The following is a 19,801-nucleotide window of genomic DNA, read 5'->3' on the forward strand; positions in this document are numbered from 1 at the left end:
GCCCTGGGCGAGGGCGTGACCCCGCGCGGCGGCAGGATGGCCATCGCCGCCGGCGACCCCATCCGCTTTGCCCTGGCCGGCAACCAGAACTGCGGTAAGACCACGCTGTTCAACCAGCTTACGGGCTCAAACCAGCACGTGGGCAACTTCCCGGGCGTCACGGTCGACCGCAAGGACGGCACCGTCCGCAACCATCCCGAGGCCACGGTGACCGACCTGCCCGGCATCTACTCGCTCTCTCCCTACACGGGCGAGGAGGTCGTGAGCCGCCAGTTCATCCTCGACTCGCGGCCCGACGCCCTCATCAACATCATCGACGCCACCAACATCGAGCGAAACCTCTACCTCACGCTGCAGCTCATCGAGCTCGACCGCCCCATGGTGGTGGCGCTCAACATGATGGACGAGGTGCTCGCCAACGGCGGTTCGGTCGACGTGAACCGCCTCGAGGGGCAGCTGGGCGTGCCCGTGGTGCCCATCTCGGCCGTGAAGGGCGAGGGTATCGACGAGCTGGTCGAGCACGCCGTGCACGTGGCGCGCTTCGATGAGCGCCCGGGGCGCCTCGACTTCTGCACGCCCGACGGCCCCGGCGGCGGCGCTGTCCATCGCTGCATCCATGGCATCGCGAGCCTCATCGAGGATCACGCGCGCGCCTCGCAGATTCCGGTGCGCTTTGCGGCCACGAAGCTCGTCGAGGGCGACGAGCTCGTGATCTCGGCCCTTCACCTCGACAAGAACGAGCTCGACGGCATCGAGCACATCATCTCGCAGATGGAGGAGGAGTCGGGTACCGACCGCCTCTCGGCGCTGGCCGACATGCGCTTCTCGTTCATCGAGGGGGTATGCCAGGCCTGCGTGACCAAGCCGCATGAGAGCCGCGAGCACCTGCGCTCGATGGCGATCGACCGCGTGCTTACGGGTCGCTACACCGCCATCCCGATGTTTCTGCTCATCATGGCGGCGGTCTTCTGGCTCACGTTTGGTGCGGTGGGGGCACCCCTGCAGGGCCTCATGGAGCAGCTCGTGGGCGCGGGCATCTCGGCGATTGACGACGCGCTCACGACGTTTGGCACGAACCCGGTGGTGAAGTCGCTCGTGGTGGACGGCGTGCTGGCGGGCGTGGGCAGCGTGCTGTCCTTCTTACCCATCATCGTGGTGCTGTTCCTGCTGCTATCGATCCTCGAGGACTCGGGCTACATGGCGCGCGTTGCCTTTGTCATGGACAAGGTGCTGAGGCGCTTTGGTCTCTCGGGCAGGAGCTTCGTGCCCATGCTCGTGGGCTTTGGCTGCAGCGTGCCGGCTATCATGTCGACGCGCACGCTGCCCTCCGAGCACGACCGAAAGATGACCGTGATGCTCACGCCGTTTATGAGTTGCTCGGCCAAGCTGCCGGTCTACGGCCTTTTGTGCGCGGCGTTCTTCCCCCAGGCAACGGTGCCCGCCATCGTGTCGCTCTACGTGCTGGGTATCGTGGTGGGGATGGTCGTGGCGCTGGTGCTGCGCCGCACGGCGTTCAAGGGCGAGCCCGTGCCGTTCATCATGGAGCTGCCCAACTACCGCCTGCCGGGGTTCAGGACCACGCTCATGCTTGCGTGGGACAAGGCCAAGGGGTTTGTGACTAAGGCGTTCACGATCATCTTCGTGGCGAGCGTGGCCGTGTGGTTCCTGCAGACGTTCGACGTGCGTATGAACGTGGTGAGCGACCAGTCCCAGAGCCTGCTGGCGATGGTGGGCGGCTTCATAGCTCCGGTGTTTGCGCCCCTGGGGTTTGGCGACTGGAGGGCGTCGTGTGCCCTCGTGTGCGGCCTTTTGGCCAAGGAGAGCGTCATCTCCACGCTCGCGGTGCTTCTGGGCTCCTCGTCCGCGACGGCGCTCTCGGGCCTGTTCGTGCCGTCGACGGCCTACGTGTTCCTCGTGTTCACGCTGCTCTACCCGCCCTGCGTGGCCGCCATCGGCACGGTCAAGAGCGAGCTGGGTGGCCGCTATGCCGCAGCCGTCTTTGCCCTGCAGGTGGGCGTTGCCTGGCTTGTGGCGTTCGCCTTCCACACCGTGATGTTGGCGGTTGGCGTGCTGTAGGCCTGCGTGCGTGGCGCGGGTGTAATGTTTCTGATGCTTCATGATACGCGGCCGGCTGGGCGAGGGTTGCCTGGTCGGCCGCACTCCGTATGAATTTGGCTCATTCTTGCCCAAATGAATAGGGGCAAAAAGAGGTCGGAAGGCTAAACGTGCCTTCCGACCTCGTACGTTTCTGGTGCGCCCTGAGCGATTCGAACGCTCGACCGTCGGATTAGAAGTCCGGTGCTCTATCCAGCTGAGCTAAGGGCGCCTTCGCATGCGCGATGCGGTTTGACCATTCTAGCGCAATCAACCACCTGGGGGAGTGCGCGCCGGTCAGCGGGGTTTCAAGCTCCTGCCTGCCGCCGTCTCGGCGAGGCGAAGAAGCTGAAGCCGTGCGGGCTGGGCTTCTCGACCGTATACACGATCTCTATTTGTTCGTCTACGGGCGCCGACGTCCTCGCTCAAAACTTTTTTGAAATTCCCCCTTGCATGCGCGGCGTGTGCTGTGCATAATAGACGAGCTGCTTGAAGGCGTGACAAATGGTGGGTGTAGCTCAGTTGGCAGAGCGACGGACCGTGGCTCCGTAGGTCGAGGGTTCGAGCCCCTTCACCCACCCCATCTCACACATTCAAGGAACATGGTTCGTTAGCTCAGCTGGTAGAGCAGGGGACTCTTAATCCCAAGGTCCAGGGTTCGAACCCCTGACGAACCACCACTTGTTTTTCCCGTCAGACAGTCTATACTGTCTGAACACATAGATGGTCCGTTAGCTCAGCTGGTAGAGCAGGGGACTCTTAATCCCAAGGTCCAGGGTTCGAACCCCTGACGGACCACCATCTAAAGCAATGACCCCAAGCTTTGGCTTGGGGTCTTTTGCTGTACATGCCTTCTGCCTTCGGCTCCTCGTTACCAATGTCGCGTTCCTCTTAATGCGAAATGTTGCAAAGTGCGGTTCTTGCTGCGCAGATTGTTACGTTCTTGCGGTACTTTCCGTTTTGACGCGAGAAATACGGCAAGAAACGTATGTTTGAGTAAAACCGCGCGGCAAGAACCGCAGTTTGGTGCAAACAGCAGGATTGGTATGGATGATGGGCTTGGCTGGGGTGACGAGCTGGCGAAGGCGACGGCTCGGCTAGGGCGACGCTCTGGCGAAGGCGATGGCCCAGCGCAAGCTGCGGCCCAGCGCGAGCGACGGCCTGGCATAAGCGGCAGACATGCTGCAAACGGCGGATTCATGCGATGCGTCGCATCCGTGGCCGTCCTTCTTGCAAACGGCAGGCACGTGGCATGCGGTAGATGGACGTAATCGCACTACTGTCTCACGGCCTCGTCGCGTCCGCGGTCGCCCTTCTCGCCCAAATATTTCCTTACTGATAGATACCGCTTGACCATTAATTTGTAGCCATCTACCAAAATTTCACTTGCATTTTCAAGAATTTGCGAGTTTGTTTTGCGCAGCTGTCTTTGCATGAGTAAGATTGAAGATACGTTAAGAAACGGCTGGAGGGGCTTTCCGGCCGACTGAAAAAGGGGAGTTCAAATGGCAATCCTTGATTCGTCCCACGTGTTCTTCGACTGCTCCGCCACCTCCTGCGACGAGGTCCTGGCCTTCGTCGCCGACAAGGCCGCCGAGCTAGGCGCCACCTCCGATGCCGCGGCGCTGCTAGCCGGGCTCAAGGCCCGCGAGGGCGAGGGCTCCACGGGCATGCAGGGCGGCTTTGCCATTCCTCACTGCAAGAGCGCTGCCGTCTCCGAGCCCTGCATCGTGGTCGTGCGCCTCGCCAACCCCGTCGCCTGGGAGACCATGGACAAGTCCGAGGTCTCCTGCGTCATCGCCCTGCTCATTCCCGACGGCGATCAGGGTACCGAGCACCTGCGCATCCTCTCCAAGATCGCGGCCGCGCTGCTGCAGGAGAGCTTCTGCGAGACCGTGCGCGAGGCGACCGACGCCGCCCAGATCGTCGCAGCCATCAACGAGGGCCTCGAGAATTAGCCCCATGACCTCGAATCCTTGGCGATTGCTCATGGATTCGGGGTCAACTTTTTGCCCGAGCGGCCTCCGAACGTGCAGTTGGGAGGCCCTTTCTGTGTCATACTTGAGTCTGCGCAAAATCTGTGTGAAAGGGGCGTCGCCTTGATTTACACCGTTACGTTCAACCCCGCCGTCGACTATGTCATGCACCCGCTCACGCTCGACATGGGCTTCACCAACCGCTCCTCCAGCGAGGAGGTTCGTTGCGGCGGCAACGGCATCAACGTCTCCAGCATCCTCAACGAGCTCAACGTCGACACCATCTGCCTGGGCATCATCGCCGGCTTCACGGGCGACTACATCCTCGAGACCCTGCAGAGCGCCGGCGTCACCTGCAACTTCGTGCGCCTCGACAAGGGCTTCACGCGCATCAACGTCAAGCTCAACGGCATCGTGATGACGATCATCAACGGCATGGGCCCCAAGATTCCCAATGACAAGGTCGACGAGCTCTTTGGTCGCCTCGACCGCATCAAGGCCGGCGACACGCTGGTCCTCACGGGCTCCATCCCCAAGTGCCTGCCCGATGACATGTACCAGATTATCATGACCCGCCTCGCCGGCCGCGGCATCCGCTTCGTGGTTGACGCCCCGGGCACGCTGCTGCTGCAGTCGCTCGAGAGCAAGCCGTTCCTCATCAAGCCCAACAACCACGAGCTGGGCAAGATCTTCGAGGTCAATCCCGAGACGCCTGAGGAGTGCATGCCCTACGCCCGCAAGCTCCACGAACAGGGCGCCCAGAACGTCATCGTCTCCTGCGGCGGCGAGGGCTCGGCCCTCGTGGCGGCAGATGGCAAGGAGTACATCACCAAGTGCCCGCCGTGCCACATGGTCAACGCCACCGGTGCGGGCGACTCGATGGTCGCCGGCTTCCTCGCGAGCCTCGACGGCGGCATGGAGTACCAGGACGCCCTTAACTTTGCCTCTGCCTGCGGCAGCGCCACCGCCGCGAGCAAGGGCCTTGCCAAGCGCTCGACCATCGAGAAGTTCTACAAGTCGCTCCAGGGCGTCATGGCCGAGTACGAGGCCAACAAGGTCAAGGAGGCCGCCGAGGCCGCCAAGAAGGCCGAGAAGTAAGTAGCTCTTTTTTCGATACCCGCCAAATGGAAGCGAATGAGCGTCCGTTCGGCGGGTATTGTTATGTCAGTCGAGCGCCACTCTGCTAGACTGCAAAACAGGTATTTCAGCGGATGCGCGCGTGCGCGCCCAAGCACGCGCGCGCATGCTTCCGTTGCGATTCGGGGAAGGGGCTCGCAAGAGCCGAAGAGAACAAGGAGTTCAGCATGGTTTCCGAGAAGGTCACGCTCATCAACCCGCAGGGTCTGCACATGCGTCCGGCTGGCACGTTTGCCTCCGCCATGGGCAAGTTCGCCTCCACCGTCACCGTCGTCGCTGACGGCAAGGAGACCAACGGCAAGTCGCCGATGGCCCTCATGGCTGCCGGCCTTTCCTGCGGCACCGAGATCGAGATCAAGTGTGATGGCGCTGATGAGGCCGACGCTCTCGCCGCCGCCGTCGAGCTCGTCAAGAGCGGCATCGGCGAGTAAATCGCTCCAGGGCCTCTAGGGCCCGTGCCACAAAAGACGCGCACAAGGGAGGGGCGGCGCATGCGCTGGCCCCTCCACTTATGAACACACCGTTCGAAGTATCCGGGGGGATCGAATGTACAAGGGTGTTAACGCATCTGACGGCATCGGCATTGGCGTCGCTCGCGTCGCCGTCGAGCCGGACCTGTCCTACGTGCCCGCTACGCACCAGGACACCGATGAGGAGGAGAAGGCCCGCTACCAGGCCGCCCTCGACGCCTTCTGCGCCAAGACGCAGGCCCAGGCCGACCGCATGAAGGTCACGGTGGGCGAGAAGGAGGCCGAGATCATGGTGGGTCACATCACCATGGCCAACGACCCCTTCATGATCGACGAGGTCAACAACCGCATCGTCGAGGGCAAGTGCGCCGAGCAGGCCATCGACGAGGTCTGCGACATGTTCTACGCGATGTTCGACGCCTCCGACGAGCAGCTCATCCGTGAGCGCTGCGCCGACGTCCAGGACATTCGCACCGGCATCCTCGCCCAGCTGCTGGGCAAGGACCTTGTTGACCTCTCCGTCCTGCCCAAGGACTCGATCGTCGTCGTGCACGACCTCACGCCGTCCATGACCGCCACGATCGACAAGGAGAACGTCGCCGGCATCGTCACCGAGGTGGGCGGCCGCACGTCGCACTCCGCGATCATCGCCCGCGCCCTCGAGATCCCGGCGGTTCTCTCGCTCGAGAATGCCTGCTCGCTGCTCAAGAACGACGACACCGTCGTCGTGAACGGCACCACCGGCGAGGTCGTCATCAACCCGTCCGAGGCCGAGCTCACCGAGTTCCGCGCCGCTGCCGAGAAGGCCGCTGCCGAGAAGGCCGCCCTCGAGGCCTATCGTGGCGTTGCCACCAAGACGGCCGACGGCATCGAGAAGCTGCTCGTCGCCAACATCGGCAACCCTGATGACGCCAACGTCGCCGCCGAGCGCGACGCCGAGGGCGTTGGCCTGTTCCGCTCCGAGTTCCTGTTCATGGACGCCAAGGAGCTCCCGAGCGAGGACGAGCAGTTCGCTGCCTACCAGAAGGTCGCCCTTCGCATGAAGGACAAGCCGGTCATCATCCGCACGCTCGACGTGGGTGGCGACAAGGAGATCCCGTACCTGCACCTCACGCACGACGACAACCCCTTCATGGGCTACCGCGCCATCCGCTACTGCCTGGCCAACGCCGACCAGTACAAGGTGCAGCTGCGCGCCCTGCTGCGCGCCTCCGCCTTTGGCGACATCAAGATTATGCTGCCGCTCGTGACCGACCTTGACGAGGTCCGCGACGCTAAGCGCCTCGTGGAGGAGTGCAAGGCCGAGCTCGACGCCGAGGGCGTGGAGTACAACAAGGACATCGAGGTTGGCACCATGATGGAGACGCCCGCTGCCTCCCTCATCGCCGATGACCTGGCCGCCGAGTGCGACTTCTTCTCCATTGGCACCAACGACCTCATTGGCTACACCATGTGCGCCGACCGCGGCAACGACGCCGTGCGCTACCTGTACACGGCGTACCAGCCGGCCGTCCTGCGCTCCATCAAGCGCATCATCGAGGAGGGCAACAAGGCTGGCATCATGGTTGGCATGTGCGGCGAGGCCGCGGCCGACCCGCTGCTGATCCCGCTGCTGATCTCCTTCGGACTGGGCGAGTTCTCCGTGAGTGCCCCGTCGATCCTGCGCACCCGCAAGATCATCTCGCAGTGGACCAAGGCCGAGGCCGACGCCTTGGCCGAGAAGGTCCTCGCACTCAAGACCAAGGAAGAGGTCAAGGCCGCGCTCGAGGCTGCCCAGAAGTAGCTTCTGAGCCACCCACAGCTTCCAAGGGACCCCGGGACCTGCGCCCGGGGTCCCTTTTTTTGCGAGGGGACAACGCGACGGCGGGCTGGGTGGTCCCTGTGGTAGCCGGCGCGGTGCTACTGGCCGTGGCGCTGCCCGTGAGGCGCAGGTGCCAGCGCTAGGCGAAGCTTGCCCGATTCGCCGCGCTCGTCTATACTTAACCGGCGTTCCGGGGCGTGGCGCAGTTTGGTAGCGCATCTGCTTTGGGAGCAGAGGGTCGCTGGTTCGAATCCAGTCGCCCCGACCAACGCACGCGGGTGTGGTTCAACGGTAGAACCTCAGCCTTCCAAGCTGATGACGCGGGTTCGACTCCCGTCACCCGCTCCATGAGAGCAAACAGGCCAGCGGCATTGCGCCCTGGGCTGTTTTCTTATGCGTGGCCTGATGTGGCCCGCTTGGGCCGCTGCGAGCCTTCGGGCGGAACGCGCACGGCTCGCTGGGTGAGAGCGACGGTCTTTCCGGAGACATCCGCCTGGCACCTTTGCACCGCAATTCTCGCGCTCGTCGGATAAGGCCTGTTATCGGTCCGCCTCCTCCTATAGACTGGGCAGACCATCGTCGTTTCTGAGAGGTGCTCATGACCCACACGCCGAGCCAGGCCCTTGCGCCCAGGCAGTCCTTCACCGTTGGCATCGCCCTGTTCTCGATGTTCTTTGGTGCCGGCAACCTCATCATTCCGCCGCTGCTTGCGCTTCAGGCGGGCACCGCCACCCCGGTTGCCCTCGTGGGCTTCCTCGTGGCGGCCATCGGCCTTCCCATTCTGGGCATCATCGCCGTGGCGCTCGCCGGCACCGCCCGCGACCTTGCCTCGCGCGTGCACCCTCGCTTTGCCGAGGTGTTCGTGGGCGCCGTCTACCTGGCCATTGGCCCGTGCCTTGCCATTCCGCGCACGAGCTCGACGGCCTTCGAGATGCTGGCGCCGCTTCTGCCCGCTGGCGCCTCGGTCGACGTGGCCCGCCTCCTCTTCTCGGTGGTCTTCTTTGTCGTGGCCTTCGCCCTCACTCTGCGCCCGGGCGTCATCACGCGCGTCCTTGGCCGCGTGACCGGCCCCGCCCTCATCGCGCTCATCGTCGTGGTGGTGGGCGCGGCTCTCGTTGCCCCCGACGGTGCGCCTGCCGCGCCACAGCCTCCCTACGACGGGGCGGCCGCCGTGCAGGGCTTCCTCACGGGCTACCAGACGATGGACCTGCTCGCCTCGCTCGCCTTTGGCATCGTGATCGCCGAGGCCGTGCGCGAGATGGGCGTCACCGACGCGGCCGGCCAGGCGCGCGAGATCTCGCGCGCGGGCGTCATCGCGGGCGTGCTCATGTGCCTCGTCTATGGCGGCCTTGCCCTGGTGGGCGCGGGTCTTGGCTCCGTCATCCCCGACGCCACGAACGGCGCCGTCATCCTCACCGAGTCTGCCACACGCCACTTTGGCCTTGCGGGCACCGTCGTCGTGGGTCTCATTTTCCTCATTGCCTGCCTCAACGTCTGCATTGGCCTCATCAGCTGCTGCGCCCGCTACTTCTGCGACGCCTACGTCGTGGGCGGCCCCGACGGGCCGGACGGCGCGCCCACGCGCGCCTTCTCGCTCATGGCCGCTGGCCTTGCGCTCTTCTCGTGCATGCTGTCCAACGTGGGGCTCGACGCCATCCTGATGTTCTCGGTGCCGCTGCTGGGCGCCCTCTACCCGGTGGCCATCGTGCTCGTTGCCATGGGGCTCGCGCATGGCTTCTGCGACGCGCACCCGCAGGTGTGGCGCTGGGTGGGCACCTGCGTGGCCGTCGAGGGCGTGGCCGTGTCCCTGCGCGACACGTTCGCACCTGGCACGTGGCTGCCACTTGACGCGCTGCCACTCGCGGACATCGGCATGGCGTGGCTGCCGGTGGCCGCCGCCGCGCTCCTCGTGGGGCTCGCCCACTCGGCCGCCTCGGGGCGCAGTGCCTAGGGGAGGCGCGCTACAATCGCCCTTGAGCGCGCCCGCGGGGCGCCAGGCTGCGAGCGGGGGAGCCGCGTGACCCTTCAACTTGGACATACGCTGGTCATCGCGAACCCGGCCGCACAGAGCGGCGCGGGCGCCGAGGGAGCCGAGTTCGTTCTGCGCACGCTTGGGTCCTACGAGTCTGCGACCGAGGGTTTCGAGGTCAGGCTCACGCGCGGCCCCGGCGACGCCACGCTGGTGGCGCGCTCGGCGACCGGCTACGACACCGTCGTGGCCCTTGGCGGCGACGGCGTCATCCACGAGGTGGTCAATGGCCTCATGAAGATTGGCGAGGCGCGGCGCCCCAGGCTGGGCGTCATTCCGCTTGGCTCGGGGAATGACTACGCGCGCACGCTCGGCATGGCCGCCAACGCTCCCGAGAAGTCGCTGGGGCAGCTTCTCCAGGGCGTGATACGCCGCCTCGACCTTGGCATCGTGAACGGCACCTACTTCGACCAGACGCTCTCGTTTGGCGTCGACGCGGCCATCGCCCTCGACACGATGGAGCGCAGGCGGGCGAGCGGCGCCCATGGCACGCGACTCTTTGCCGCCTCGGGCGTCGACGTGGTGCTCCACCAGCTGCGCGCGTGGGACTTCACCGCTGCGCTCGACGGCCGCGAGGTCGCGGGCTCGTCGCTCATCTTCGCCGTGCAGGTGGGCCCCACCTATGGCGGCGGCTTTCGCATCTGCCCCGAGGCCGACGCCCGCGACGGTCTGCTCGACGTGTGCTACTCGCACGGCTCGCCCGGCAAGGCCGCGGCGCTCTCGATTCTTGCGCGGGCGCGGTTTGGCCGGCACACGACCTCGCGCTACCTCGACTTTGCCCAGGCCTCGCGCCTCGTGATCGACTTTGAGGGCGAGCCGCCGTGCCAGGCAGACGGCGAGCGCGTGGGCGGGTCTCACTTCGAGATTGGGTGCGTCCATCGCGCGCTCGAGGTCATCTGCCCCACGTGGCAGATGTAGGCGCTTGCTGACATTGCGACGGCGGAGCTTGGCGCTTGAGGGCGCGTGCGGGCGCCTGGTGGATGCGGCGCGATTCTGCGTGAGGCGAGGTGCGGAAGCGCCCGTCTCGCGGCGTGCCCGCGCGTGCCGGTGCGGTGCAGGCATGCCCCGCCCGCCTCGCTTCTCCACATCTGCCGCATGCTTCCCTTAATTGCAATTGCGTTAAAGACCAGCGGCTTTAATGGATATGTTACGACAGTGCAACAGTGCGCCTCTTTTTCGGGGCCGTGTCGTGGCGCGGCGCTATTTTGTTAAAGGTTTTGGTACTGCGACCGCTTCCGTGGAGGCACGGGCGGCCATTCCCATGCGCTCATGCGCGCGAGAGGAGAATCCCATGACGTATACCGAGAGGGTCCTCGCCGAGCTTAAGGATCGCTATCCCGAGCAGACCGAGTTCATCCAGGCTGCCACCGAGATCCTGGGCACCCTACAGCCCGCGCTTGACGCGCACCCCGAGTACGAGCAGGCTTCGCTGCTCGAGCGCTTCGTCGAGCCCGAGCGTGTCATCATGTTCCGCGTCCCCTGGGTCGACGACTCCGGCAAGGTCCAGGTCAACCGTGGCTACCGCGTCGAGTTCAACTCGGCCATCGGACCTTACAAGGGCGGCCTGCGCTTCAACCCCACCGTCACCCTGGGCATGCTCAAGTTCCTCGGCCTCGAGCAGATCCTCAAGAACTCGCTGACCACGCTGCCGATGGGCGGCGGCAAGGGCGGCTCCGACTTTGACCCCAAGGGCAAGTCGAACAACGAGATCATGCACTTCTGCCAGTCGTTCATGACCGAGCTGTGCCGCCACATCGGCCCCAACACCGACGTTCCCGCCGGCGACCTGGGCGTTGGCGGCCGTGAGGTTGGCTACCTCTTTGGCCAGTACAAGCGCATCCGCGACGAGTGGACCGGCGTGCTCACCGGCAAGGGCCTTTCGTTTGGCGGTTCGCTCGCTCGCACCGAGGCAACCGGCTACGGCCTGGTGTACTTCGTGGACGAGTACCTCAAGAGCAACGGCGACTCCTTCGAGGGCAAGAACGTCGTCGTCCACGGCTCGGGCAACGTTGCCATCTACGCCATCCAGAAGGTTTCCCAGCTGGGCGGCAAGGTGCTCGCTGCTTCCGACACCCACGGCTGGGTCGAGGACCCCGAGGGCGTCGACTACCAGGTGCTCGAGCACATCTACAACAAGAAGCGCTCCGGCAACGACAAGGGCGTCTCCCTCGCCATGTACGTCGACGAGCGTCCCGGTGCCACCTGGCACGCCGAGGACGGCCGCGGCGTCTGGCAGCTTCCCTGCGATATCGCGCTTCCGTGCGCCCGTGAGAACACCCTGCACCTCGAGGATGCCAAGGCCCTCGTCGCCAACGGCTGCAAGGTCGTGGGCGAGGGCGCCAACATGCCCACCACGATCGACGCCACGAACTACCTGCAGGAGAATGGCGTTGCCTTCATGCCCGGCAAGGCTGCCAACGCCGGTGGCGTGCTGGTCTCCGGTCTCGAGATGAGCCAGAACGCCGAGCACCTCTCCTGGACGTTCGACGAGGTCGACGGCAAGCTCGAGCAGCTCATGCGCGGCATGTTCCACAACGTGGATGACACCGCCCGCGAGTACGGCCATGAGGGCAACTTCGTCCTTGGCGCCAACATCGCCGGCTTCCTGAAGGTCGCCGACGCCATGATGGCCCAGGGCGTCTGCTAGCCAGCGGCCTGCCTTTGCCCACCCGAGTGGACCTTGGCCTCGTGCCAGGGTCCACTCTTTTGTTTTAAGCGCCTGTTGGGTTGTGTGGAGCGGCCGCACAAAAAGCGGCGGCCGCCGGAAGGCGACCGCCGCTGCAGCATCGTGGTGCGGGCGACAGGAATCGAACCTGCACGAAGTTTCCCCCACTGGAACCTAAATCCAGCGCGTCTACCAGTTCCGCCACGCCCGCGTGATGGTGGCGCCTCGCAACGGGCGCCGCGAGAGGGGAGCGCACCTGCGCCGCGCCCCTTCCGTCAATAGAAAAGAATGATACAGCATCTTGCGGTGTGTCACGGTCTCATCACGTAGTTTGGACGGCTTTGGTCGCGCTGGCACCCTCATACTGTTAAGATATTTCTGTTTGTGCATGCGGGCGCGCCCACGGGCAATCCCGCATAAGTTCGCCCGGGCCCGCACGGCCCGCCGCGCAGGAACGATCCATCAGGAGGAACGTTGAAGATCACCGTCACCGCCGCCGAGCCCAAGGACAACAAGCTCGAGGCCACGCTCACCGTCGCCGCTGCCGATGTCGACGCCGCCATCAAGAAGGCCTACAAGGACATCGCCAACAAGTACCGCTTCCAGGGCTTCCGCAAGGGCAAGGCCCCGCGCCCCGTCATCGACGGCCTGGTTGGTAAGGACAACGTCCTGGCCGAGGCCTCCGAGGACGTGCTGAACGAGGCCACGCCGCTCATGCTCGACGAGCTCGACATCGTGCCCGTTGGCCAGCCCACCTACGGTGACGAGCCGGTCCTGGTCTCCGAGGGCTCCGACTACGTGGTCACCGCCACCATCTCGCTGCGCCCGGACTGCGAGCTCGAGAGCTATGACGCCCCCGAGATCAACATGCCGCCCGCCGAGGTCACCGAGGCCGAGGTTGCCGAGCAGCTCGAGACCCTCGTGAACTACCACGCCACCTACGAGGACGCTGGCGACGACTTCGCCGCCTCCGAGGGCGACATGCTCACCCTCGACATCGAGAACGTTGAGAACGGCGAGGACCTCGCCGGCACCGACCGCCCGTTCATGATCGGCTCTTCCACCGTGCCGGCTGCCTTCAACGACGCCATCAAGGGCATGAAGGTTGGCGAGACCAAGGACGTCGAGATCAGCATCGAGGGCGACGAGCCCAAGACCGTCAAGGTCAAGGTCACGCTCAAGAGCGCCAAGAAGCAGGTCGTCCCCGAGCTCGACGACGAGCTCGCCAAGAAGGGCTTTGGCTACGACACCGTCGACGCCCTCAAGGACGCTCTCAAGGAGGAGATCGCCGAGGACAAGAAGGCGCAGCTCCCCAACATCAAGGAGACCCGCGTCATCGAGAAGCTCGCTGAGTCCCTCAAGCTCGACGAGCTCCCCGAGGACTACGTCAAGCAGATCTTCGACGAGATCGCCCAGGACTTCCTCGGCCAGCTCCAGCGTCAGGGCCTCACCCTCGACGCCTGGCTGAGCGCCCGCCGCATCCAGATCAACGACTTCCTCGAGGACCTCAACGCCCAGGCCGCCGAGCGCGCCCGCCAGTCCCTGGCCCTCGACGCCCTCGCCAAGAAGCTTGGCCTCGAGGCCACCGAAGAGGACGTCCGCAAGGAGTTCGAGGATGCCGGCGTCAAAGACGTCGACGCCTCGATGAAGGAGTTCAAGGACGCCGGCCGCATGCCCGCCGTCCGCGAGACCGTCAAGCGCTCCAAGGCCGTCAACTGGCTCGTCGAGAACGCCAAGGTCACCGAGGTCGACGAGATCGCCGAGCGCCGTGCCGCCCGCGAGGCCGCCAAGGACGCCGAGTAGTCGAGCCGCCCGCTCGAGCGCGTCTGCGCCCAATTGGGTATAAACGCCGGGCGGGGGAGTGCCCCCGTCCGGCTTTTTTCTCACATGACGCCGCACCTGCGGCGCCAGCACAGGCAAGGAGGACCGAATGTTCAGCCCGGTTCGCAACATTCCGAACATCCCGTACGTCGTGGAGCAGACGCCGCGCGGCGAGCGCAGCTACGACATCTACAGCCGCCTGCTCAACGACCGCATCATCTTCCTGGGCGAGGAGGTCACGCGCGACTCGGCCAACCTCGTCATCGCGCAGCTGCTCCACCTCGAGGCCCAGGACCCCGACAAGGACATCATGCTCTACATCGACTCGCCGGGCGGCGACGTCTACGCGGGCTTTGGCATCATCGACACGATGAACTACATCAAGCCCGACGTCTCCACCATCTGCGTGGGCATGGCCGCCTCCATGGGCGCCGCCATCCTCGCCTGCGGCGCCAAGGGCAAGCGTATGTGCCTGCCCAACTCGATGGTGCTCATCCACCAGCCGAGCTCGGGCGTCCAGGGCCAGCAGACCGACATCCAGATCGTCGCCAACGAGACCGCCTGGATTCGCCAGCACCTCAACGAGATGCTCTCCGAGGTCACTGGCCAGCCCATCGAGCGCATCAACCAGGACACCGAGCGCGACAACTACCTGCGCGCCGACCAGGCCTGCGCCTACGGCCTGGTCGACAAGGTCATCAAGAGCCGCGCCGACGCCGCCAAGGAGGAGTAGCCCGTGCCTAGCTACCGCGACCCCGAGAACCCCGAGGGCGTCCGCTGCTCGTTCTGCGGCAAGAGCCGCGACCAGGTGCGCAAGCTCGTCAAGGGTCTCGACGGCGTCTACATCTGCGACGAGTGCATCGACGCCTGCGCTGGCATGGTCCACGACGCGGGCGACTACATCGACCCCTACGGCACGTCCGACGGCGAGGACGAGCAGCCCACGCTGCCCATCACGAACCTTCCCACGCCGCACGAGATCTACGAGGAGCTCTCGCAGTACGTCATGGGCCAGGAGGACGCTAAGCGTGCGATGAGCGTGGCCGTCTACAACCACTACCGTCGCGTGCTCTACGGCCTCGAGGACGAGCACTACGAGGACGATTACGAGCGTCTCGAGGCCAGCGCGCACGCCGCCGGCGCCGACTCCGTGATGGACCACGAGCAGGTTGAGCTCGCCAAGAGCAACATCTTGCTGCTGGGCCCCACGGGCACGGGCAAGACGCTGCTGGCCCAGACCCTCGCACGCTTCCTTGAGGTGCCGTTCGCCATCGCCGACGCCACGACCCTCACTGAGGCCGGCTACGTGGGCGAGGACGTCGAGAACATCCTGCTCAAGCTCATCACTGCCGCCGACGGCGACGTCGAGCGCGCGCAGGTGGGCATCGTCTACATCGACGAGATCGACAAGATTGCCCGCAAGGCCGAGAACCTCTCGATCACGCGCGACGTGTCCGGCGAGGGCGTGCAGCAGTCGCTGCTCAAGATCCTCGAGGGCACCATCGCGAGCGTTCCGCCCCAGGGCGGCCGCAAGCACCCGCAGCAGGAGCTCATCAAGATCGACACGACGAACATCCTGTTCATCTGCGGTGGCGCCTTCGTGGGCCTCGACAAGATCGTGGCCGACCGCGTGGGCAAGAAGGGCATTGGCTTTGACTCCGAGCTCGCGACCAAGGTCACCGAGTCCGAGGACGAGCTCATGGGCGAGGTCACCCCGCAGGACCTGCACCGCTTTGGCATGATCCCCGAGTTTGTGGGCCGCATCCCGGTCATCTGCTCGACGCGCCAGCTCACCGAGGACGACCTCGTGCACATCCTCACCGAGCCGCGTAACGCCATCGTGAAGCAGTACCGCCGCATGTTCGAGCTCGAGGGTGTCGAGCTGGAGTTCGAGGATGACGCCCTGCGCGAGATGGCCCACCTGGCCCTCGAGCGCAAGACCGGTGCCCGCGGCCTGCGCGCCATTTGCGAGAAGACGCTGCAGCAGACGATGTTTGACGTCCCGAGCGACCTCACCATCTCGAAGGTCGTCGTGACCAAGGCCTCCGTGGACGGCGACGAGCAGCCCAGGCTCGTCCACACCCACAAGGCCGGCCACCGCGCAGAGTAGCGGGTGGACGCGTCGCTCCTGGTGGGGCAGGCCTCGACCGTCCTCACCGTTCCGGTTGTCATCGACTACGCGTCGGTGGTCGTCGGCGTCCTCACGGGGGCGCTGTTCGGCTGTCGGCGCAAGCTCGACGTCGTGGGCGTCACGGTGGCGGGCTTTCTCACGGGCTTCGGCGGAGGCATCGTGCGAGACCTGCTGCTGGGCGCCCAGGACGTTTACTTCATGTCGCACCCCGACCTCATCTGGGTCTCGTTTGCGATCTGCCTGCTCACGTTCTACTTCCGCGGGATCTTCCTCGACCTTAACCGGTCGATCTTGCTTGCGGACACTCTGTCGGTGGCGCTCTTTGCGCTCGCCGGCTCGAGCAAGACGTTTGCCTTTGGGCTCGACCCGCTCTACGTGGTGATCATGGGCGTCATCACGGCGGTGGGCGGAGGGGCCCTGCGCGACTCGTTCACGGGCATCACGCCGGCCATCTTCCATGGGTCCAACTACTACGCGATGGCCTGCCTGGGAGGCTCGTGCGCGTTCGCGGCCCTCGCGTTCTCGGGGGTTAACCTCGTGGTCGCGGGCTTCGCGTGCGTGTTTGCCGTGCTCCTGCTGCGCTACCTGTCGATTCGCTTCGACTGGCGCACGCGCGAGGAGGCCGACTTCAAGCCCCGCGTGGCCCAGGCCGCCCGCACGATGCGTCAGCGGCTGCGCACGCGCTCCCGCTCGCGCTCGAGGCGCCGCAGGTAGGGCGCGCTTCCGCTGCGGATGAGTTGGGGCCGGCTGGGTCGCCCGCGTGGGCGCACCGCGGCTTGCGGGGTCCTGCGTACGGATGGGCTGCCGGTCCCACGCATCTCTCGCACGACACAACATATGACGGGGACGTTGGCGTCCGGGCACTCCACTTGGCTGGATTGCCCGGACGCTTTTTGGTCGCGACAATAGAGGGCTGTGAACCAAAAGGTGAAAGGTCTTGCATGTCGGTCGATCTCAAAGCCATCAGTAAGAGAAACCTCGCCCGCGACCTTGGGCTCATTGCGGTGGGCTCGCTGTTGTTCGCGGTGGGCCTCAACTGCTTCATGGAGCCCAATGGCCTGGCGCCCGGAGGCATTTCGGGCCTGGCCATCACCCTGCGCGCCGCGGTGCTCGCCCTGGGCGGCCCCAACCTGCCCGTGGGCATGCAGACCCTCGTGATGAACGCGCTGCTCATGATCGTGGCGGCGCGCGTGGGTGGGGCGAGCTACGTGCTGCGCTCGCTTGCGGGCATAGTTCTGTCGAGCGTGTTCATCGACCTTCTCGCGCCAGTGCTGCCGGTTCTGGCCTCCGACGACCTGTTGCTTGCGGCCCTGTGGGGCGGCGTGGTCTGCGGCGTGGGGCTGGGCATCGTGTTTCGCGCGGGCAGTAACACCGGCGGCACCGACATCATCTGCCAGATCCTCGCGCGCCACACGCCCATTCCCGTGGGCACGTGGGTCACGATCACCGACCTGATGGTCGTCGCCATCTCTGCCTCGGTCTTTTCGCTCGAGAACGCCATGTACGCCACCATTGCGATGTTTCTCATGGGTAAGGTCATCGACATGGTCATCGACGGCCCCAGCCGCGAGCGCGTGGCGTGGATCATCTCGCGCGAGCAGGAGGCCATCGCCCGCTCGATCCTCGACGACCTCGACCGCGGCTGCACCGAGGTGCTGGCCCGTGGCAAGTACACGGGCGAGAGCCGCCCGATGCTCTTTGTGATCCTGGGGCGCGAGGACGTGACGCCGCTCAAGACGATCGTGGCCGAGATCGACCCCGACGCCATCGTGGTCATCACCGAGGCGCACGAGGCCTTTGGCGAGGGCTTCCGCAAGATCGAGGGTGACCGCGGGCTGTAGCGCCCGCGCTATGACGATCGAGCACACACTTCTGCGTGCCAGCAGAGTCGAGCACCCGCATTTACGTGCTAGCAGGCCGCTGAGCGCGTAAATGCGGGTGCTCGAATGATTGGGCGCGGTGGCAGCCTGAGCCTCGAGGCCTCGCTGTCTCGCTACTTCTGCCGTCTCGCTACTCGCTGGGCCAGACGAACTCGCTGCGCCCGGCCTCGCCGCCGTCGACGAGGAGGTTCTGCCCCGTCATGAACCGGTTCGTGACGCCTACGAAGTAGACCCACTCGGCAATCTCGGCGGGCGTGGCCCAGCGGCGCAGCGGCGTGAGGTCCATGATGCGGCCCCACATGCGCTCGTCGTCCATGACGCAGCGGTTGAGCTCGGTGAGCACGCCGCCGGGGTCGACGCTGTTGCAGATGGCCTGCGGGGCCAGGCGGTTCGCGACGTTCTTGGTATAGGCGAGGATGCCGCCCTTCGAGGCCGCGTAGGCCGGAAACTCCGAGCCCGTGTGGCCGCTGGCAGACCCCACGTTCACCACCGAGCGGATGCGCGGCGCGGGCGTGGCGGCGAGGCCCTCGTCCACGAAGGCGTAGGTCTCGGTGACGTTCATCGTGCCGACGAGGTTCACCGCGATGTCGTCCGCGGAGCCCTGAACGCCGGCGTTGTTGACGATGAGCTCGGGCTCGAGGTTGGCGGGCAGCTGGTTCTTCTCGGCAACGTTGGCGAGGAAGTGCTGGTAGTGCTCGTGCTCGATCGTCGAGGGCTGGATGTCGACGCCCCAGACGCGGTGCCCACGCTCAAGGAAGAGCCGCGCGCAGGCAAGGCCAATCCCCTGCGAGGTGCCGGTGATGAGGACGTCCACTAGGCTCTTGCCTCCCTCTCGCTGGCATGGGTCCTCACGTACTCCTCGCCCACGCCCTCGCGCTCCCAGGTGCTCGCGACCCTGAAGCCAACGGGGGAGAGGAGCACCTCGCAGGCGAGCTCGGCCAGGGCTCCGGTGACGGAGCAGGTGAGGACCTGCAGCCAGGACCAGCCAAAGAACACGTGCGAGACGACGATGGCAAAGTCGAGGTTGTCGACGAGTTGTCCCACGCCTGTGCTCACGTAGCTGCGCAGGGCGAACGTGGCGAAGCTGCCGTTGTCGGTCAGGTGGCCGATGAACTGGTTCACGTGGGAGTTGACGAACGACGAGCAGAGCATTGCGAGCGAGCTGCCGAGCACGACGTACCACGAGCCGCCGATGGTGGCGTTGAGCGCGGCGTTGACCTCGAGCGAGCCCGTGTCGTAGTAGGCGCCCCACATGCCGGGGGCGAGGCTCACGAGCCAGAACAGGGCGCTGACGGCAAGGTTGATGCTAAGGGCGAGCAGCGACACCCTGACGGACGCCTTGGGCCCGAAGCGCTTGCAGATCATGTCCATGCACAGGAACGACACCCACGAGAGGGTGAAGCCGCAGTCGAGCGCGAGCCACGGGAGGCTGATGAGCTCCTTGTTCGCGAGCAGGTTCATTAGGATGACGCTCACCACGAAGCAGGTGACGGTGGCGGACGGGATGCTGCGCAGCAGGACCTTGTAGTCCTCAAGGGTACGGCGGAACATGTCTTCTCCTTTGGTTTTAGCTTGTAACGCGCTGGATATCGGAACCGAACAGCGCGGGCGCTCCTTGGCGGCGCCGGCGAACCATCATAGCGCAGGGCGGGAGTGCTAGGGAAGTGTGGGCGGTGTGGGGCGAGCGCCGGCGTGGTTCGTGTGCCTACGACTCGCCTCCCTGGCATGGGCGGGTTGCTAGTCCTGCTCGGCCACGACACGTTCCATCGCGGCGACGAAGCGGGCCACCTGCGGGGA

15 protein-coding genes and 7 tRNA genes are annotated in these 19,801 nt (G+C 65.4%); 18 read left to right on the top strand and 4 right to left on the bottom strand.

Annotated elements, in window-relative coordinates; all coding sequences use genetic code 11:
- A partial coding sequence (gene feoB / locus AC1VTH_RS02025) for a ferrous iron transport protein B (protein ID WP_481334463.1) occupies positions 1-2,076 on the top strand: 2,076 nt, incomplete at its 5' end.
- Between the two features lie 173 nt (positions 2,077-2,249).
- On the opposite strand, the gene AC1VTH_RS02030 is transcribed toward feoB, so the two are convergent.
- A tRNA-Arg gene (locus tag AC1VTH_RS02030) sits at positions 2,250-2,326 on the bottom strand.
- Between the two features lie 275 nt (positions 2,327-2,601).
- On the opposite strand from AC1VTH_RS02030, the gene AC1VTH_RS02035 reads away from it, so the two are divergent.
- The 12 genes from AC1VTH_RS02035 (at position 2,602) to gdhA (ending at position 12,154) form a co-directional block, all read left to right on the top strand.
- Positions 2,602-2,677: transfer RNA gene (locus AC1VTH_RS02035), tRNA-His, on the top strand.
- Positions 2,678-2,698: 21 nt separating this feature from the next.
- Positions 2,699-2,774 (top strand) — tRNA-Lys (locus AC1VTH_RS02040).
- Between the two features lie 45 nt (positions 2,775-2,819).
- A tRNA-Lys gene (locus AC1VTH_RS02045) sits at positions 2,820-2,895 on the top strand.
- Positions 2,896-3,599: 704 nt separating this feature from the next.
- Positions 3,600-4,052, top strand: coding sequence for a PTS sugar transporter subunit IIA (locus tag AC1VTH_RS02050; protein WP_293674031.1), 453 nt, complete (start codon positions 3,600-3,602; stop codon positions 4,050-4,052).
- 141 nt (positions 4,053-4,193) lie between these two features.
- A complete protein-coding gene (gene pfkB, locus AC1VTH_RS02055; RefSeq protein WP_293674032.1) occupies positions 4,194-5,168 on the top strand; it encodes a 1-phosphofructokinase in 975 nt (324 codons plus the stop codon).
- Positions 5,169-5,374: 206 nt separating this feature from the next.
- A complete protein-coding gene (locus AC1VTH_RS02060; RefSeq protein WP_073294102.1) occupies positions 5,375-5,638 on the top strand; it encodes an HPr family phosphocarrier protein in 264 nt (87 codons plus the stop codon).
- Positions 5,639-5,753: 115 nt separating this feature from the next.
- Positions 5,754-7,460, top strand: a complete 1,707-nt coding sequence (gene ptsP / locus AC1VTH_RS02065; protein WP_293674033.1) for a phosphoenolpyruvate--protein phosphotransferase — start codon at positions 5,754-5,756, stop codon at positions 7,458-7,460.
- 209 nt (positions 7,461-7,669) lie between these two features.
- Positions 7,670-7,746 (top strand) — tRNA-Pro (locus AC1VTH_RS02070).
- A 6-nt stretch (positions 7,747-7,752) separates the two neighbouring features.
- Positions 7,753-7,826: transfer RNA gene (locus AC1VTH_RS02075), tRNA-Gly, on the top strand.
- A 250-nt stretch (positions 7,827-8,076) separates the two neighbouring features.
- Positions 8,077-9,429 carry a branched-chain amino acid transport system II carrier protein gene (brnQ, locus tag AC1VTH_RS02080; RefSeq protein WP_481334464.1) on the top strand — a complete coding sequence of 451 codons (1,353 nt, stop codon included), beginning with the start codon at positions 8,077-8,079 and terminating at the stop codon, positions 9,427-9,429.
- A gap of 66 nt (positions 9,430-9,495) precedes the next feature.
- Entirely contained in the window at positions 9,496-10,425 is a 930-nt protein-coding gene (locus AC1VTH_RS02085; RefSeq protein WP_481334465.1) for a diacylglycerol/lipid kinase family protein, read from the top strand.
- A 373-nt stretch (positions 10,426-10,798) separates the two neighbouring features.
- Positions 10,799-12,154 (top strand): NADP-specific glutamate dehydrogenase, encoded by a 1,356-nt coding sequence (gene gdhA, locus AC1VTH_RS02090; RefSeq protein WP_293673846.1) that lies wholly within the window; start codon positions 10,799-10,801, stop codon positions 12,152-12,154.
- A 142-nt stretch (positions 12,155-12,296) separates the two neighbouring features.
- Here gdhA and AC1VTH_RS02095 read toward each other — a convergent pair.
- Positions 12,297-12,383: transfer RNA gene (locus tag AC1VTH_RS02095), tRNA-Leu, on the bottom strand.
- Positions 12,384-12,646: 263 nt separating this feature from the next.
- Here AC1VTH_RS02095 and tig point away from each other — a divergent pair.
- From tig to AC1VTH_RS02120, 5 genes are all read left to right on the top strand, one after another.
- Positions 12,647-13,975 carry a trigger factor gene (tig, locus tag AC1VTH_RS02100; protein ID WP_293673845.1) on the top strand — a complete coding sequence of 443 codons (1,329 nt, stop codon included), beginning with the start codon at positions 12,647-12,649 and terminating at the stop codon, positions 13,973-13,975.
- Positions 13,976-14,102: 127 nt separating this feature from the next.
- Positions 14,103-14,726, top strand: coding sequence for an ATP-dependent Clp protease proteolytic subunit (locus AC1VTH_RS02105; protein ID WP_481334466.1), 624 nt, complete (start codon positions 14,103-14,105; stop codon positions 14,724-14,726).
- 3 nt (positions 14,727-14,729) lie between these two features.
- Positions 14,730-16,103, top strand: a complete 1,374-nt coding sequence (gene clpX / locus AC1VTH_RS02110; protein ID WP_481334467.1) for an ATP-dependent Clp protease ATP-binding subunit ClpX — start codon at positions 14,730-14,732, stop codon at positions 16,101-16,103.
- Positions 16,104-16,106: 3 nt separating this feature from the next.
- On the top strand, positions 16,107-16,838 hold the full coding sequence (locus tag AC1VTH_RS02115) for a trimeric intracellular cation channel family protein (RefSeq protein ID WP_481334468.1): 732 nt from the start codon (positions 16,107-16,109) through the stop codon (positions 16,836-16,838).
- Between the two features lie 227 nt (positions 16,839-17,065).
- Positions 17,066-17,965, top strand: a complete 900-nt coding sequence (locus tag AC1VTH_RS02120) for a YitT family protein (RefSeq protein WP_301829697.1) — start codon at positions 17,066-17,068, stop codon at positions 17,963-17,965.
- A gap of 169 nt (positions 17,966-18,134) precedes the next feature.
- Here AC1VTH_RS02120 and AC1VTH_RS02125 read toward each other — a convergent pair whose 3' ends face one another.
- Together AC1VTH_RS02125 and AC1VTH_RS02130 are read right to left on the bottom strand one after the other, a co-directional pair.
- Positions 18,135-18,818 (bottom strand): SDR family NAD(P)-dependent oxidoreductase, encoded by a 684-nt coding sequence (locus AC1VTH_RS02125; protein ID WP_481334469.1) that lies wholly within the window; start codon positions 18,816-18,818, stop codon positions 18,135-18,137.
- Positions 18,818-19,555 (bottom strand): VUT family protein, encoded by a 738-nt coding sequence (locus tag AC1VTH_RS02130; RefSeq protein ID WP_481334470.1) that lies wholly within the window; start codon positions 19,553-19,555, stop codon positions 18,818-18,820. Before AC1VTH_RS02130 ends, AC1VTH_RS02125 begins: the two co-directional genes overlap by 1 nt.
- Between the last annotated feature and the right edge of the window lie 246 nt (positions 19,556-19,801).

Source organism: Parolsenella sp., from assembly GCF_982402205.1.